The organism is Dyella sp. GSA-30, assembly GCF_027924605.1.
Taxonomy (GTDB): Bacteria; Pseudomonadota; Gammaproteobacteria; order Xanthomonadales; family Rhodanobacteraceae; genus GSA-30.
The window spans coordinates 782,244-799,045 of sequence record NZ_AP027042.1; the positions used below are offsets into that span (position 1 = coordinate 782,244).

9 protein-coding genes are annotated in these 16,802 nt (G+C 61.4%); 3 read left to right on the forward strand and 6 right to left on the reverse strand.

The annotated features are described in order from the left end of the window. Window positions 1-53 precede the first annotated feature (53 nt). Window positions 54-3,053, reverse strand: coding sequence for a TonB-dependent receptor (locus QMG46_RS03510; protein WP_281851084.1), 3,000 nt, complete (start codon window positions 3,051-3,053; stop codon window positions 54-56). A gap of 492 nt (window positions 3,054-3,545) precedes the next feature. On the opposite strand from QMG46_RS03510, the gene QMG46_RS03515 reads away from it, so the two are divergent. Both QMG46_RS03515 and QMG46_RS03520 read left to right on the forward strand, forming a co-directional pair. Next, the gene (locus tag QMG46_RS03515) at window positions 3,546-6,707 is read left to right on the forward strand and encodes an efflux RND transporter permease subunit (protein WP_281851085.1); all 3,162 of its coding nucleotides are present in this window, start codon (window positions 3,546-3,548) and stop codon (window positions 6,705-6,707) included. Between the two features lie 343 nt (window positions 6,708-7,050). After that, complete coding sequence (locus QMG46_RS03520) at window positions 7,051-10,209, forward strand: efflux RND transporter permease subunit (RefSeq protein ID WP_281851087.1); 3,159 nt, start codon at window positions 7,051-7,053, stop codon at window positions 10,207-10,209. Between the two features lie 144 nt (window positions 10,210-10,353). Here the strand turns inward: QMG46_RS03520 and QMG46_RS03525 are convergent, their stop codons facing one another. The 3 genes from QMG46_RS03525 to QMG46_RS03535 all read right to left on the reverse strand — a co-directional run bounded on the left by QMG46_RS03525 (window position 10,354) and on the right by QMG46_RS03535 (window position 13,227). Next, window positions 10,354-11,028, reverse strand: a complete 675-nt coding sequence (locus QMG46_RS03525; protein ID WP_281851089.1) for a class I SAM-dependent methyltransferase — start codon at window positions 11,026-11,028, stop codon at window positions 10,354-10,356. Between the two features lie 134 nt (window positions 11,029-11,162). Continuing rightward, the gene (locus QMG46_RS03530; RefSeq protein ID WP_281851090.1) at window positions 11,163-12,605 is read right to left on the reverse strand and encodes an MATE family efflux transporter; all 1,443 of its coding nucleotides are present in this window, start codon (window positions 12,603-12,605) and stop codon (window positions 11,163-11,165) included. Window positions 12,606-12,654: 49 nt separating this feature from the next. Continuing rightward, a complete protein-coding gene (locus QMG46_RS03535; protein WP_281851091.1) occupies window positions 12,655-13,227 on the reverse strand; it encodes a DUF2239 family protein in 573 nt (190 codons plus the stop codon). 185 nt (window positions 13,228-13,412) lie between these two features. On the opposite strand from QMG46_RS03535, the gene QMG46_RS03540 reads away from it, so the two are divergent. After that, window positions 13,413-13,937, forward strand: a complete 525-nt coding sequence (locus QMG46_RS03540; protein ID WP_281851092.1) for an acyloxyacyl hydrolase — start codon at window positions 13,413-13,415, stop codon at window positions 13,935-13,937. 71 nt (window positions 13,938-14,008) lie between these two features. Here the strand turns inward: QMG46_RS03540 and QMG46_RS03545 are convergent, their stop codons facing one another. Continuing rightward, complete coding sequence (locus QMG46_RS03545) at window positions 14,009-15,529, reverse strand: DHA2 family efflux MFS transporter permease subunit (protein WP_281851093.1); 1,521 nt, start codon at window positions 15,527-15,529, stop codon at window positions 14,009-14,011. Between the two features lie 57 nt (window positions 15,530-15,586). Further along, window positions 15,587-16,798, reverse strand: a complete 1,212-nt coding sequence (locus QMG46_RS03550) for an HlyD family secretion protein (RefSeq protein ID WP_281851094.1) — start codon at window positions 16,796-16,798, stop codon at window positions 15,587-15,589. Window positions 16,799-16,802: the final 4 nt, after the last annotated feature.

Here is a 16,802-nt window from a genome sequence, read left to right on the forward strand (position 1 = left end):
CGGCGAAACTTGGGGAGGCGCGCCGGAAATCCTTCCGGCGCGCTTTGTACTGATTACAGCGAGAAGTCGTAACGTGCCTGCAGCTGCACGTAACGCGGCGCCTGGAAGCTGATCGGACGGTTGTAGACCGGATCGGGCACACCGACGTCGGTTTCGCCCAGATCCTGGCGGCTCAGCTCGCGCTGGCTGTTGAGCACGTTGAAGACATTGGCTTCCAACGTCAGGTTGTCACCTGCCCAATGCGGCTTGTACTGGGCGCTCAGGTCCAGCTGATAGGACCAAGGTGTGCGGCCGCGCGAACCACGCGTTGCGATCTTGCCATCGCAATAGAAGTAAGCCTCGCCGTAGTTGATCGGATCGCCCGGGGCGACACCGATGCAGTTACGCGGACGTCCCGAGAAAACAGCGACGTTCGCGCCAACCAGCCATTCCGCACTCGCCTGGTACCAGCCATAGGCCTTCAACTGGTGACGACGGTCGTTCGGCAGCGGACCGTTGGCGCCGAACATCAGTTCCGGCGCATCCCAGTCCTGCGTCACCGACGGATCGGCCTGGCCGATATCGGACTTCAGCAGACCTTCGGAGTTACCGAAGCTATGCGAAAGCACGTACTCGACCTTGCCGTACCACTTGTCGGAGAACTGGTGCTCCAGGTACATGTCCAAAGCGAGGTACTTGCGCTTCAGATCGGGGAAGCCAAGGTCCTTCTTGGACAACTTGAACTCGCGGAAATCACCCTTGCCGGTAACGTCTACCAGGAAGTCGTTACCCTTGCCCGGATTGAACAGGTAGCAGCCGTTCAGAACCGCGTTGTCCATGTTGATACCGTTCGCCTTTGCATAGGCCAGGAACGGACGCGAATCGCACATGTCATCGATGATGTTCTTCAGGTTGCGATAGATCGCTTTCGCACCGAAGGTCCAGTTGGTCGCCAGCTGCTTGTCGAAACCGAGGATGTATTCATCCTGGTAGTACGCGCCCAGGCCCTTGGCCGCCACCGTACGCGGGTCAGGCGTGGTGCCGTCGGCAGCGTTGAGGTAACGCACCTGGCCGTACGGGACGAAATTGACCGGACGACCTTCCGCGTCAACGCCCGTGAAGGTGCCGTACTGGCTGCTATAGGTCGACGCCGAAGCACCGCGAATAGCAACGTTGGACGGCACGGCCAGGTGATAGCGACCGGCGTTGGCGTAGACCTTCAGCGAGGAGTCGCCGAACACGTCCCAGGTCACACCCAGGCGCGGAGCCAGCTGATGGCGCTGCTTGGCGTAGGAATCGCCACCACCGTTGAAGTTGTTGAACTGCTCGTTACGCAGACCGATGTACGCCAGCCAGCGATCGGTGACCTGCCAGTGGTCTTCGACGAACTGCGCTTCCTGTTCCACCTTGACGTTGGCGGCGGCCTTGAATACGCGATAGTCGACGTAGTTCAGCGTGCCTGCAGGGAACTGGATGTCCGGACGACCGGCAATCTGCCCGCTCGCCGGAGCCAGCGTGTAGATGTAGCGCTCGTTCGACTCGTAGGAGGTACCCGAATACGATTCGAGCGTCTGGTTATCCAGACCGGCGCGCAGGTCATGGCTACCCAGGCGGTATTCGACGTCGAAGCGCCAGCCATGGGTCTTGTCTTCCGCACCCGGTGCCAGCAGGTTGCCGATCAGATAGCACGCCGGCGGACGCACCAGAGTGCCACTGCCGTTGTTGTACTGACCGCTGACGATCGGGCAAGCGCCGCCGCCAGCCGAGGTCGGCAACTGTTGATGCTCGGACTTGCTGCGACCGTACAACGCATTGATGGTCAGATTGTCGGTGAGATAGCCGGTGTACTTGCCGATGTAGAAGTCACCACCGGGCTGGTAGTTCGTATTGGTGCCGACCGAGTAGTTCTTCAGGTCGACCGAACCGCGCTTCACACCCTGACCGAGCGGGCTGTAGCTGTAGGCATAAATCTGGTCGGTCTCATCGGTCTTATCCGAGAAGCCCGTCAGTTCCAGGATGTGGCTGTCGGTGATGTTCCAGTCGATCTTGCCCAACCAGCGCGGCGATTTCACGCTGTAGTAGGAAACCTGCTGCGCAGTCGCCGTACCGACCGTCTTGCCTTCCTGCTTGGTGAAGTCACCGGTCAAATACATGAACAGCTTGTCCTTGATCAGCGGACCGCTGATATAGGCGCCGTACTCGGTGGTCCACGACTTGTTCTGATTGCGATACTGGAACAGCGAATTGTCGGAAGGCTGGATGATGTTGCGCGGATCGGAGCGCAGGAACTTGGGAATCCACAGCGCCATGACGCCGGCCTTCCACTCGTTCGTACCGCGCTTGGTGATGATGTTCACCACACCACCGGTCGAACGGCCGTATTCGGCGCCGTAACCACCGGTGTACACCTGCTGCTGATCGATCGCGTCGAACGGCAGCTGCGCCAGGCCGACGTTGGTCAATGCGTTGGTGACCGAGAAACCGTTGACGTAGTACTGGTTTTCCGCAGCGGACGCACCGCCGAACGAGGCCACGTTGCCGTAACGCGAGTCGCCCAGCACCGTGCCCGGCGCCAGCAATGCGGCGGCCGTGACGTTGCGAGCCACCGGCACCTTCTGCAGTACTTCGGATGTCAGCACGGTACGCGAGTCGACCGACGACACGTCGATGGCCGGCAAAGCGTTGGCGACGACCTGGATGCCTTCGAGGTTCTGCGCGCCAGCCGCGCCGGCGGCGGCGAAGCTCACATCGGTACCGGTACCGACCTGGACCTGTACGTCGTTACGCGACTCGATCGTCGCGCCGTCCTTGATCAGGCTGACCTTGTAGCGGCCGATCGGCAGCGACGAGGCGCGGTAACGGCCACTCTGGTCGACAGAAATATCGCGGACCAGACCGGTATCGATGTTTTCCAGATGCACCGTGCCGCCCGGAGCGGAATCGGCATGGCCGAAGATCACGCCAGAAGCATTGGACTGCGCATAGACGACGCCGGACAGGCTCATCGTCAGGGCGGCCGCTAAAGCGGTCTGACGCCACAGAGACGTCCGCCCGAAGATTCGGTTCTTACTCATTCAAGTGCTCTCCCCAAAAACGGTTCAGATGCGGGCACAGACATGCCCAAGAGCTCATCGCTGGACTTCGAGTTGTTCCCGTATGCGAGCGGCCCACATCGCTGTGAAGAGACATCCCCATGCCAACACCCGTTCGCAAGCTTTCGCGATTTGCTTGCCGAACATAGGGGCAAGAACTTGCAGGCGTCAACATAAATTTTATGAATTTCGCACTTTTAAGCGACAATTGTGCCGCGCCATTTCTCATAATTTGTTTTGTTTCAAATATTTATGCGTGATCCACACAACAGCAAGTACCTGCTGAAATGACCGCCTTAACGTAATTTAATGCCGAATGCTTTCATCAGAAACTGCCTCGTCGATCACACAGCCGCGAAAAATGCCTGTGTGTCGCAGGGAGAGCCTGAGCGGCCAGATGACAGGGCGAACGGCGTGCCGGCCCCCTACTAGCAGCACATTCGTTCGATCACGCGCGGCCATACAGTCGCGCCCATGAATCTCTTTGCACCCTTTATCCGCCGCCCGGTCGGCACGTCCCTGCTTGCCCTCGGGCTGACGCTCGCTGGCATCTGGGCGTATCTCCTGCTGGGTGTCGCGGCATTGCCCTCGATGGAGTTCCCGGGCATGTCGGTTTACGCCGAGGTACCCGGCGCCAATGCGCAGACCATGGCCTCGACCGTGGCCGCCCCGCTGGAGCGCCACCTGGGCCGCATCCCCGGGATCAAGGAGATGCATTCGGAGAGCAACGATGGCTCCACCTCGGTCCGGCTGATTTTCAACTACGGTCGATCCACCGATGTGCTCGCCCGCGATGTACAGGCGGCGATCAACGCCGCCGCGCCGGATCTGCCCTCGAGCCTCACGATTCCCCCGCGCTACTTCAAGTTCGACACGGCCAACATCCCAGTGCTGTTGCTGTCGCTGACCTCCAACAGCATGCCGCCGGACAAGCTCTATGACATGACCGACAGCCTGATCACGCCTGCCATTGCGCAGATTCCCGGCGTGGCCCAGGTACGCGTGATCGGTGGCCGGCCCAAGGCCGTGCGTGTCGAGCTGGACAACAACGCGTTGGCATCGATGAGCCTGACGTCGCTCGATGTGCGCAATGCCTTGATGGCCGCCAATGTCATCTCGCCGCAGGGCACGCTGACCGACGGACGCACCCAGCTCACCTTGTCCGCGAACGATGCGCTGAAGGAACCGGCCGATTTCGCCAATATCCTGGTTGCCACCCGCAACGGCCGGCCGGTACGCCTGTCGGACGTGGCCAAGGTCACCAGCGGCCAGCAGGACGAATACCAGGCCGCCTGGTTCAATGGCCATCGCTCGGTCAGCGTACGCATTACCAAACGCCCGGAAGCCAACGCCGTGGCCACCGCCGACGCGATCCGCGCCAAGCTGCCGGAGTTTCGCTCCTGGCTACCGGCCGATCTGGTCATCACGCCGATCTTCGATCTCACCCAGACCACCAAGTCCGCACTGCACGAAGTGCAGGTGGCGCTGCTGATCAGCGTGGTGATGGTGGCGCTGGTGATGCTGGTGTTCCTGCGCCGCATGCGCCCCACCCTGATCGCAATGATCAGCGTGCCGCTGTCGCTGGCCGGCGCCTTCACGGTGATGTGGGCATTGGGCTACACACTCAACACGCTTTCGCTTATCGCCCTGGTGCTGTGCATCGGTTTCGTGGTCGACGATGCCATTGTGGTGATCGAGAACATCGTGCGCCACCTGGAAAACGGCCAGCCACCTTTGACGGCCGCCTTGAACGGCGTCCGCGAGATCGGCTTTACGGTGATTTCGATCACCCTGTCGCTGATCGCGATCTTCGCGCCACTGCTGTTCGGCAATAACCAGCTGACCCAATTGATGCGCGAGTTCTCGGTCACGCTGACCGCGGCGGTGGTGATTTCCGCGATTGTGTCATTGACCCTGACACCGGCACTATGCGGCCGCTTGCTCAAGCACGAAGCTGCGGATGTGCCGCATGGCCGGCTCGACCACGCCTTCGAACGTTTCGACCGCGGCATGCATGACGTCTACGCGCGTGCGTTGGACTGGGCCATGCGCCACCGCCGCCTGATGCGCTGGCAGCCGGCGATCCTGCTGGTGCTGACGCTGGGCATGGGGTTTGGCATCGTCACGCTCTACGGCTTCAATTTCATGCCCGAGGAAGACATCGGCATGATCCAGGGCGATATCCGCGCCGACGCGAATATTTCGCCCACGCTGATGGCCGAACGCGCGCAGCGTGCCGCCGCCATCATGCAGGCCGATCCGGCGGTGCAGGACGTCACCACCTTTCTCGGTAGCGACAATGCCGGCGGCGCGGTGGGCAACGAAGCCACGATGTTCATCGACCTCAAGCCACGCGGCAGCAAGCCGGGGCAGCGGCGCGAGTCGATCAAGGAGGTAATGACACGCCTTTCCAAGCAATACGACGCCCTGCCGGAACTGCGCGTATCGCTCAATTCGATCGGTTTTTTCAACAATGGCGGCGACAGCAATCGCGGCAGCCAGAGTTTCCAGCTGATCAGCAGCAATAACGTCGACCTGCAACCGTGGGTGCTGAAGGTAGCCAAGCAGCTGCGCACGATGAAGGAGTTCCGTGATGTCACGACGGACTACGACAGCATCGACAAACAGCAGATGCTCAAGGTCGACCGCGCCGCCGCCGGACGCCTGCAGCTGGGCATGGGCATGGTCGATTCGGCGCTGTACAACGCGTTCGGCCAGAACCAGGTATCGATCATCTACTCGGACATCAACCAGTACTGGGTGGTGCTGACGTCGGCAGCGGAGCGTTCGCTAAGCCCCGACACCCTGCTCAATACCTATGTGCGCAACGCGGCCGGGCAGATGTTCCCGCTCTCGGCGGTGGCGCATATCGAGCCGAATATCACGCCCTCGTTCGTGATCCATACGAACCAGTTGGAAGCGGCACAGGTTTACTACAACACCGCGCCTGGTCTCGCCCAGGACAAGGTCATGCGGCTGATCGAAAGCGTGGTGGCTAACGCACAACTTCCGGCGGGTATACAGATCGGCTACACCGGCGATGCCCAGAACCTGCAAGAGACGCGTTCGAACGGTTGGGTGCTGCTGATCGGCGCCATCCTGGCCATGTACATCGTGCTGGGCATTCTTTATGAGAGCCTCGGGCATCCGCTGACGATCATTTCCACCCTGCCCGCCGCCGGCGCCGGCGCCTTTTTGGCCATGCTGGTCACCGGTACACCGTTGTCGCTGATGGCGATCATCGCCTTGCTGATGTTGATCGGCGTGGTGAAGAAGAACGCGATCCTGATGGTGGACTTTGCGCTGGTGGCGCAACGCGAACGCGGGCTGTCCGCACCCGATGCGATCCGCGAGGCGGCGCTGGTGCGTTTTCGCCCAATCACCATGACAACACTGGTGGCCATGGGCGCCGCTCTGCCCCTGGCGATCGGTTTCGGCGTGGGGTCTGAGATGCGCCAGCCGCTGGGCATAGCGATTGTCGGCGGCCTGCTGGTGTCGCAATTGCTGACGTTGTTGAGTACGCCGGCGATTTATCTGTGGAATCACGATCGGAAGCTGCGCAAGGCGGCGCGCAGGCAGCGGCGGGAAGCGCGGCGGCGGCTGAAGACCGGGGGACTGGGCGCCGCGCATTCTTGAGGTTGTTGTCCTGAGGGCTTAAAGCCCCTCTCACCCCAACCCTCTCCCCCGGCAAAGCCAGGGGAGAGGGGGCTGACTGAGGCAAGATTCAAAGTTATGTGCTTTTTGCTCCCTCTCCCCTGGCTTTGCCGGGGGAGAGGGTTGGGGTGAGGGGGCCGGGTGCTCGCGGGAACGTACCCCAACAGCCCGCCCCTGCCTTTCGGCACGGCCGGACTTAAGGCACATTTCTCTATTCACGATTGAACCGATCATCTTCGGGCCGTTCAAAGCGTGGGGCGTTGCGACGCCACGTGCACCGAGAAGTGCTGGAACGCACTTCATCTACACATCGCGGGGGATCCGTTTGAATATCTTTGCGCCACTGATACGCCGACCGGTTGGTACTTCGCTGCTGGCGATCGGCCTGCTGCTGGCCGGCATCTGGGCCTACCGCCTGCTGGGTGTGGCCGCATTGCCCACGCTGGAATTTCCTGGCGTGTTCGTGGTGGCGCAGATGCCGGGCGCAAGCGCGCAAACCATGGCCTCGACCGTGCTTGCACCGCTCGAGCGTCATCTTGGACGCATCCCCGGCATCGAGGATATGTACGGCAACGCCTCGGAAGGTTCGGCCACCGTCCAGGTACGCTTTACCATGGGTCGCAGTGCCGACAAGGCCGCGCGTGACGTGCAGGCGGCGATCAACGCCGCTGCCGCCGACCTGCCCTCGGGCATGCCCAGTCCGCCGCAGTACTTCAAATTCGATACCTCGCAGATTCCGATCCTGCTGGTGGCGCTGCGCTCGACGTCCTTGCCGCCGGACAAGCTTTATGACCTGACCGACACACTGCTCAAGCCCGCGGTGGCGCAGATCAATGGTGTGGCGCAGGTCCAGGTATTCGGCGGCACGCCGCATGCAGTGCGTGTCGAGCTGGACGTCAACGCGCTGGCCAACAAGGGCCTGACGGCCAACGACGTAGCCAACGCGTTGAGCGCCGCCAACGTCACGTCGCCGCAAGGCACGCTGACCGACGGGTGCACGCAGACCACGCTGGTAGCCAACGACTCGATCCGTTCGCCCGAAGATTTCGCGCAGATCGTTATTGCGACCAAAAAGAACATACCGGTACGCCTGTCGGATGTCGCGCGGATCAGCAGCGGCCAGCAGGATATTTACCAAGCCGCATGGTTCAACGACGGCCGTACGGTGGCCATGCAGATCAGTAAGCGCCCCGAAGCCAATGCCGTGGCTACGGTGGAGGAAATCCGCGCCAAGCTGCCAGGGTTCAAGCAATGGATGCCGGCCGATGTCGTGGTCACCCCGATCTTCGATCTGACCCAGACGACCAAGTCGGCGCTGCACGAGGTGCAGACCGCGCTGATGATTTCGATCGGCATGGTGGCGCTGGTGATGTTCGTGTTCCTGCGCCAGATGCGCCCGACGATGATCGCCATGATCAGCGTACCGTTGTCGCTGGCCGGCGCCTTCGTCGTGATGTGGATTCTGGGCTACACGCTCAATACCTTGTCGCTGGTGGCGCTGGTGTTGTGTATCGGCTTCGTGGTCGACGACGCCATCGTGGTGATCGAGAATATCGTGCGCCATATGGAGAACGGCCAGCCACCGCTGGTGGCCGCCTTGACCGGCGTACGGGAAATCGGCTTTACGGTGATCTCGATCACCCTGTCGTTGATCGCCGTGTTCGCGCCGATGCTCTTCGGCAACAATATGATCGTGATGCTGCTGCGCGAGTTCTCGGTCACGCTGACCGCGGCGGTGGTGATTTCCGCGCTGGTGTCGCTGACCCTGACCCCGGCGTTCTGCGGTTATTTTCTGAAGCTCGAACAGGATCGCGCCAAGCCGCCCGGACGTATCGAGCGAGCGCTGGAGCGCTTCGATCGCGGCCTGCATCGTGCCTATGAAACAGCACTGGACTGGGCGATGCGCCATCGGCGCATCATGCGTTGGCAGCCGGCACTGCTGCTGGTGTTGACCGTCGTGCTCGGCGTCGCCGTGGTCCAGACCGCCGGCGGCACATTCATGCCCGAAGAAGACATCGGCATGTTGCAGGGCGATATTCGTGCCGACACCAATATCTCGCCAGCATTGATGTCGCAGCGCGCCCAGGCCGTGGCCGAGATCATGCGCAAGGACCCCGCCGTGCTCGATGTGCTGACCAGTCTCGGCGGTAACGACGGCACCAGCGCGGTCGGCAATTCCGGCACCATGTTCGTGGACTTGAAACCGCTAGGCAAAGGTCCGAACGACCGCAAGGACAGCGCCAAAGTGGTCATGGACCGCCTGTCCAAGCAATACGACCGGATGCCCAACGTCCGCGTGTCGCTGAGCCCGGTGCAGTTCCTCGGCGGCGGTGGCAGTGGCGATCGCGGCGGCTCATACGAGTTCCAGCTGATCAGTACCAATGGCGACGATCTGCAACCGTGGACGCTGAAGATGGTGCGCTACATGCGCACGCTCAAGGACATGCGCGACGTGGGCAGCAACTTCGACCAGGTCGGCAAGCAGCAGATGATCAAGGTGGATCGCGAAGCTGCCGGCCGGTTGCAGGTGGGCATGGGCATGCTCGATTCCGCGTTGTACGACTCGTTTGGCCAGCGCCAGGTATCGATCATCTATTCGGACATCAACCAGTACTGGGTGGTACTGACCTCGTCGAACGCCGAGTCGCTCAGCCCCGATACGCTGCTCAACTTGCGCGTGCGCAATGCGGCCGGGCAGATGATCCCGTTCTCGGCCATCGCCAGAATTGCGCCCGATATCAGCCCCATGGGCATTCGCCATCACAATCAGCTGGAAGCCTCGACCATCACGTATAACCTGGCGCCCGGCGTCTCGCAGGATCGCGGCATCGCACTGGTGAATCAGGCGGCGATCGCGGCCAACCTGCCGGTGGGCGTCCATGTGGAATTCACCGGCCAGAACGAACGCTTGCAGCAAGCACAGAACAGCGGCTGGATCCTGCTCGGCGCATCGATCGTGGCGATGTATATCGTGCTCGGCATCCTCTACGAAAGCCTCGGTCACCCGCTGACGATTCTCTCCACGCTACCGGCGGCCGGCGCCGGTGCGTTCCTCGCCATGCTGGTCACGCAGACACAGCTATCGGTCATGGCGATCATCGCCATTCTGATGCTGATCGGCATCGTCAAGAAGAACGCCATTCTGATGGTGGACTTTGCTCTGGTGGCGCAACGCGAACGTGGTCTGCCCGCACCCGACGCGATCCGCGAGGCGGCCCTCGTGCGCTTCCGACCGATCACCATGACTACGTTGGTAGCGATGGGCGCCGCGCTTCCGCTGGCGATCGGCTTCGGTGTCGGTTCGGAGATGCGCCAACCGCTGGGCATTGCGATCGTCGGTGGCTTGCTGGTGTCGCAGCTGCTGACCCTGCTCAGCACCCCGGCCATTTATCTGTGGAACTACGATCGCAAACAACGCAAACAGGCACGGCGCGAACGGCGCGCCGCCAAGCGGGCATTGAAACTGAGCAACCAGAACGCCTGATCCTGAGGCTTTGCTGGAGCGGCTTCGATAGCGACATCCGTTATATCACGGCTTGTCGCGACAGAAGTCGCTCCCACAAACTAGAAAAACGTCGCTATCTTGTAGGAGCGACTTCAGTTGCGACCCACGAATTCGGCAGAGCAGCTAGTGCTTGGGCGCACGCGCAGCGAACAACGCTACCTTTCCGTGCTGGCTGAGCCGCACATCGTCAAAGTGCTTTTGCAAACCATCGCGCAACGCCTCGAGCGTATCCCCACGATTTCCGAAGATGCCTTTCTTGTTATAGACATCCATCAGCTTGCGACCCAAGCCGTTGTGCCCAGCGGTATCTCCAAGAATTGTCGCACCGTAGAGCACACCATCGTCGGGCAGGTGCACCTTCAAATTTTCGAAAACACGTGATTTCTCGACCATCGTGCCGGGCAAGCAATGCAGTAGGTAGAACAGTGCGATCGAATCGTACTTGTTGTCGCCTAGACCGGCCGTGGGTTGCAGTACGTTCTGTACGACAACTTTGGTATCCGCACGACCCAGGCGCCGTGCCGCAGCATGCAGGCTGTTCGGGTTCAGATCGAGCAGGGTGATCTGCCGCTCGGCGTCGAACCCGGCGTTCGCAAGGTAATAGCCGGTGCCCACGCCGACATCCAGGTGGCGCTGGCCGGCATGCTGGCGATAGAACGGCAACAGGACACGGCGGGTAGGGCACTGCCAGGCGTAGCTGTTGGAGATGCCCAGTACCCAGGCGTCGTAGAGTTTCAGTACCAATGGGGAATAGACGGCAGCGCCGGCTTGAGGATCGAGTGCATCAGGAGCAGACATGGGGAGAGGAAATCCAACAGTGAGACGAGTCGTTCGAACGTCTATCTTCGCAGATTGCTTATGTGCGGAGCCTGGATGCGCGCACAAAAAAGGGCGCTAACGGCGCCCTTTTTTTACTGTCTGTAACGTCAAGTCTATTCGGTCATCTGAGCCGGTGCGGGTTGGGTCGGCACGGGCGGCAAGCTGCCAGGCTTGGCGGGGCCCACCAGCATATGCGCATGGCGCCAACCGCCCCAGCGGTAGTAGCCGATCGCCAGCAACATCGACAGCAATGAACCGAGCGGAAAACTCCACCAGATCGCATCCGCTCCTATGCTCGACATCAAGCTCAATGCAAATGGCGGACGCACCATCCACATCGTGATAGTCAGGATGATCAGCGGCGGCCATACCGCGCCGGTCGAACGCACCACGCCAAACAGCACGAAGGTCACGCCGAAGAACAGGAACGACCACACCACAATCGCATTGAGATGCTCGGCCAGCCCCAGGGCAACGCTGTCGCCGGGCAGGAACAGGTTCAAGGCCGGCTCGTTGAACAAATAGATGATACCGACCAGTGTCCCGCCGAGCAGAAAGTTGTAGATCACGCCGGTGATGGCGATGCGGCTGACACGATCCCACAGGCGTGCACCGACGTTCTGCGCCGCCATCGAAGACACTGCCGCGCCGATCGCCATGGCCGGCATCTGCGCATAGTTCCATAGCTGGGTGGCGGCACCGTAGGCCGCGGTGGTCTGCGAGCCGAAGCCGTTGACCAGGCGCATCATCAGGATCGCCGACGAGGAAATCACGATCATCTGCAGGCCCATCGGCAGGCCCTTGAAGATCAAGGCGCGCAGAATCGTCAGATCGGGTTTCAGGAAACCCAGCTCCGCCCGGGTAATGCGCAGAAAATACTTGCGCGCGTACAAGGTGCCGAGCAGGGCAAACAGCGCCACCGTCTGCGCAATCAGCGTCGCGGTAGCGGAGCCGGCGATACCCATCTTCGGAAACGGACCCACGCCGAAGATCAGCACCGGGTTCAACACCACGTCGAGCACCACCGACAAACCCATGAACAGGAACGGCGTGCGCGAATCACCGGCGCCGCGCAGCGTCATCATCATGAAGTTGTAGAAATACATCGACGGCAGCGCAAGAAAAATAATGCGCAGATACGGCACCGCAAAAGGCAAGGCGTCTGCCGGCGTGCCCATCGCGCGCAGCAGCCCCGGTGCGAACACATAGCTCAACGCGGCGATGACCAACGAGATGACCAGGAAGAACCCCGCGCTGGTACCGACCACGCGCTTGGCTTCGCGCACATTGCGCGCCCCCAGGCTCTGGCCGACCAGGATGGTGCAGGCCATGCTGACGCCAAATACGGCACTGAGCAGCAGGAACAGGATCAGCGTGGCATTGCTGGTGGCGGTCAGGGCGGACTCGCCCAGGTAGTGACCAATCCACATCGCATTGACCGATGCGTTGAGCGATTGCAGCACCGTGCTGCCGAGAATCGGCAAGGCAAACAGCAGCAGGGTCTTGGCGATCGGACCTTCGGTCAGCAAGGGCCGGCGCGCGTGAGGGGACGACATGAATGCAGTTTCGCTCTAAAGGAAAAGATGGATAAGGCTTGCGTCGAACTTACGAAGTGGCGCTTTCATCCCAGGCGATCGCAGCCAGCTTGCGCAGATGATCGCGCACATCGACCGGCCATGGGGCAATGAGTGTATCGAACCGCTCGATCTCACCTCGCCAGAACGCACGCGAGGCCTCTTCGTACCCGGCAAAATTGCCGGCCATAGTGCGCATGAAACGATCCGCCGCTTCGCCCGCTTGCCGCGCACGCAGCTTCGCGCCACCATGGCGCATCGCGTCTTCGACCAGGCGTCGCAATACGGCAGAAGCACCGCCCGGCTGCTCGGCCAACCAGTCCCAATGACGGGGTAGCAAGGTGACTTCGCGTGCGGTAACACCGAGCTTGGGGCGCCCCGGGCCGCGGCTTGCCTTGCCCTCGTCGAGGCGGGCCAGCACATCGTCCGCGCTACCGCGAAAATCGATCTCGACCTGGTGTGCACTGGCGTCGTCGAAAATCAGTACGGGCTCGTCCGATCGCGCATCGACGACGCGCTTGGTGGCCAGAGCGACCTCGGCCAGGGAGCCTGAAGCAATTCGTCGAGAACCGACGAACGCGGTGCAGGTAGCAGGGACGCCCATCGTTTTACCCGGTCAAAATTATTGACGAATAATACCCGGGTAATTTGGCAAGTCAATGCCGGGAGAGCGTTCGAGAAATGCAACACAGAGTCCTTGAATTCAGCGCCGAAAGCTTCACTTAACGTCAACCCGTTTTAATAAACTATTAAGTACACAAAAAGCTCTTCAAGCGAAGGATTTTTAAAATGCGTTCCTCGACTTTTGTCCGCAGTGCTGTTGCGCTCGCTCTCCTTGGCGTGGCCATTCCGGCCGCCGCCGCGCGCCTGGAAATTCAGGGCGGTCGCAGTTACATGGACAGTTACGGCACAAACGTCGGCTTTGCCGAACTGGTCCTTGGCGACCGTCAGCTCGGCCACAGCAATTTCACCTGGGCCGGCGATTTTTCGCTCGGCTATATCAATGGCCGCGACATTGCCCGCTATCGCTACACGAAGTTCGGTACCACCGACGATGTGAAGCTGGCGGCCGGCGGCGTGCGCTTCCAGTACGGTGACGACGACGATTGGTACCACGGCTTTTTCTGGGCTCCCCAGGTTGCGGTCTTGAGCGGCAAGACGGTGGCTCTGAGCAGCACCGGCGAGTTCGTCAACACCGTGGGTTACCAGTTCAAGCATTGGAGCCTGCAAGTGCGTCATATTTCCAACGGCGGCATCCACGATCCGAACCGTGGCGAGACCATGGCGTTGGTGGGTCTGGCGTTCAATCTGTAAGCGTCGCTTTGCGACGCGCATAAAAAAACGGCCCACCAGGGCCGTTTTTTTATGCGGTAAGTCCGGCCCAATCAATGCCCGCCAGCACCCGCACCCGCCTTCGCCGAGAACGGCGGACGCGCCATCCAGATCACGATAATCAGCGCGAAGAAGATCCAGCCCAACGCACGGAAGACTTCGTTGAAGGAGATCTGATAACCCTGCTGGGTGATCATCTGCTCGATCACGCCCATCGTGTGCTGGCTGTCGCCCAACTGCGACAACGTCGCTTGCGTGCTCTGGTCGTACGGCGTGATGTGCTCGGTCAGCTGCGAGTGATGCACGATCGCGCGACGGTCCCACATGAAGGTCGTCAACGACGCCGCGAAACTCGCACCCACGGTGCGCAGGAAGGTGGCCAGGCCGCCGCCTGCGGCGATCTCATGCGGCTGCAGATCCGACAGCAGGATCGTCGTCACCGGCATGAAGAACAGCGCCACACCCAGGCCTTGCAGCAACTGCACCATCGCGACATGGTAGAAATCGATGTCGAGATAGAACTGCGAACGCAGCAGACAGGTGGTACCCATGATGAGGAACGCACAGGACGTCAGCAGGCGCAGGTCGAAGCGCGTGGCGTACTTGCCGACGATGAAGGTCAACAGCACCGGCAAGATACCCAGCGGCGCGGTCGCAAAACCTGCCCATGTCGCCGTGTAGCCCAGGTTACGCTGCAACCACTGTGGTACCAGCAGACCAATCGCGAAGAACGACGCGTAGGCCAGCACCAGGGCGATCGTGCCCATGCGGAAGTTGTGGTGACGCAATAGCTTCAGGTCGACAATCGGCTCCTTGTCGGTCAGTTCCCAGATCAGGAACACGATCAACGAGATGGCCGAAATGATCGCCGTGACCACAATGAAGGTGGAATTGAACCAGTCTTCGTCATTGCCCTTGTCGAGCACGATCTGCAAGGCGCCCACACCGACGATCAGCGTGATCAGGCCGACATAGTCCATCTTCGGCCGCGAGAGCACGTCGTTGCGGCCCTTCATCTGATTGGCCACCACCATGCTGGCGAAGATGCCGATCGGCACGTTGATGAAGAAGATCCACGGCCACGAGTAATCGTCGGTGATCCAGCCGCCCAGGATCGGGCCTGCGATCGGGGCAACCACCGTCACCATCGCCAGCAACGCCAGCGCCATGCTTCGCTTCGCCGGCGGGTAGATCGAGATCATCAGGCTCTGCGTGATCGGATACATCGGACCGGCCACGGCACCCTGGATCGCGCGAAAGAAGATCAGCATGCCCATGCTTTGCGAAATGCCGCATAGGAAAGACGCGAGCGAGAACAGCAGCGTCGACCAGATGAACAGCTTCACCTCGCCGAAGCGACGGGTGAGAAAACCGGTGAGTGGCAGCGCGATCGCCATGCTCACCGCGAACGAGGTAATCACCCAGGTACTCTGGTTGACGCTCACGCCCAGGTTGCCGGCAATCGTCGGCAGCGACACGTTGGCGATCGTCGTGTCCAGCACCTGCATGAAGGTTGCCAGCGACAGGCCGATCGTGGACAGCCCGATGCTCGGTGGACGAAATGGTGTGTTCATAGCGTTCTTTGCGAAAGCTTGAGGCCCCTCGCCAGGCTGGCGAGGGGCAAAGGGTTCTTACTTCTTCGCCGCGTCGGCCTGCGCGCTGGCGCTGGCCATGTTGGCGTGGATGATCTCGTCGATCACGCTGTTGGCCTGGGCCAGCTGCTTGCCGTACACATCGGTGTTGAAGGCCGGTGCGGTCGGTGCTTTCTGCGCCAGCATCGCACCGGTCTGGTCGTGCAGGCCGACCGACACGTCCATCGACAGACCGATGCGCAGCGGATGCTCGTCGAGCTGCTTGGCGTCGGTAAAGAAGATACGCACCGGCACGCGCTGCACGATCTTGATCCAGTTACCGGTGGCGTTCTGCGCCGGCAGCAGCGAGAACGCGCTACCCGTGCCCACGCCCAGGCTCTGCACCGTGGCCTTGTACTTCACGTTGCTGCCATACACGTCGGCCGTGACTTCCACCGGCTGGCCGATACGCATATGGGTCAGCTGGGTTTCCTTGAAGTTGGCATCGATCCACACCTGGTGCAGCGGCACCACCGCCATCAGCGGTGCGCCGACGGCGATGCGCTGGCCCAGCTGCACCGAGCGCTTGGCGACGTAGCCGTCGACCGGCGCAATGATCGTGGTGCGCAGGTTATCCAGGTAAGCCTGGCGCAGACGCGCCGAAGCGGCCTGCACATCCGGATGCGATGCGACGACGGTGTCGTCGACCAGCACCCGGTTGGTCTGCAACTGCTGCTCGGCGGTGGTCAACGCACTCTGTGCGGAGGTCAGGGCGTCCAGCGCGTGCGACAGTTCTTCGCTGGAGATCGCACCGGACTTGGCCAGGTCGCGGCGACGGTTGTAGTCGGCGCGTGCCTTGTCGACCGCCACCTTGCGCACGGCCACATCGGCCTGCGCACCCGACACGTTGCTATACAGGCCGCGCACCTTGCGCACCGTGCTGGCGAGGTTGGCCTTCGCTTCGGCCAGCGCCACTTCGGTGTTGGCCGCATCGAGCTTGACCAGCACGTCGCCGGCATGAACCAGGTCGCCGTCATCGGCGCCGATCGTCACCACCGTGCCCGGCACCTGCGGCGTGATCTGCACGACGTTGCCGTTGACATAGGCGTCGTCGGTACCTTCGTACCAGCGGCCATCGAAGTAATACCAAAGGCCCCAGGCGATCGCGAGCACAACGAGCACGACCGCCAGCAGGCGAAGCAGAAAACCGCGACGGCTCTTCTGCGGGGGGACAGCCGAAGCTTCGGCTGCGACAGGATTCTGGCTAGACATGACA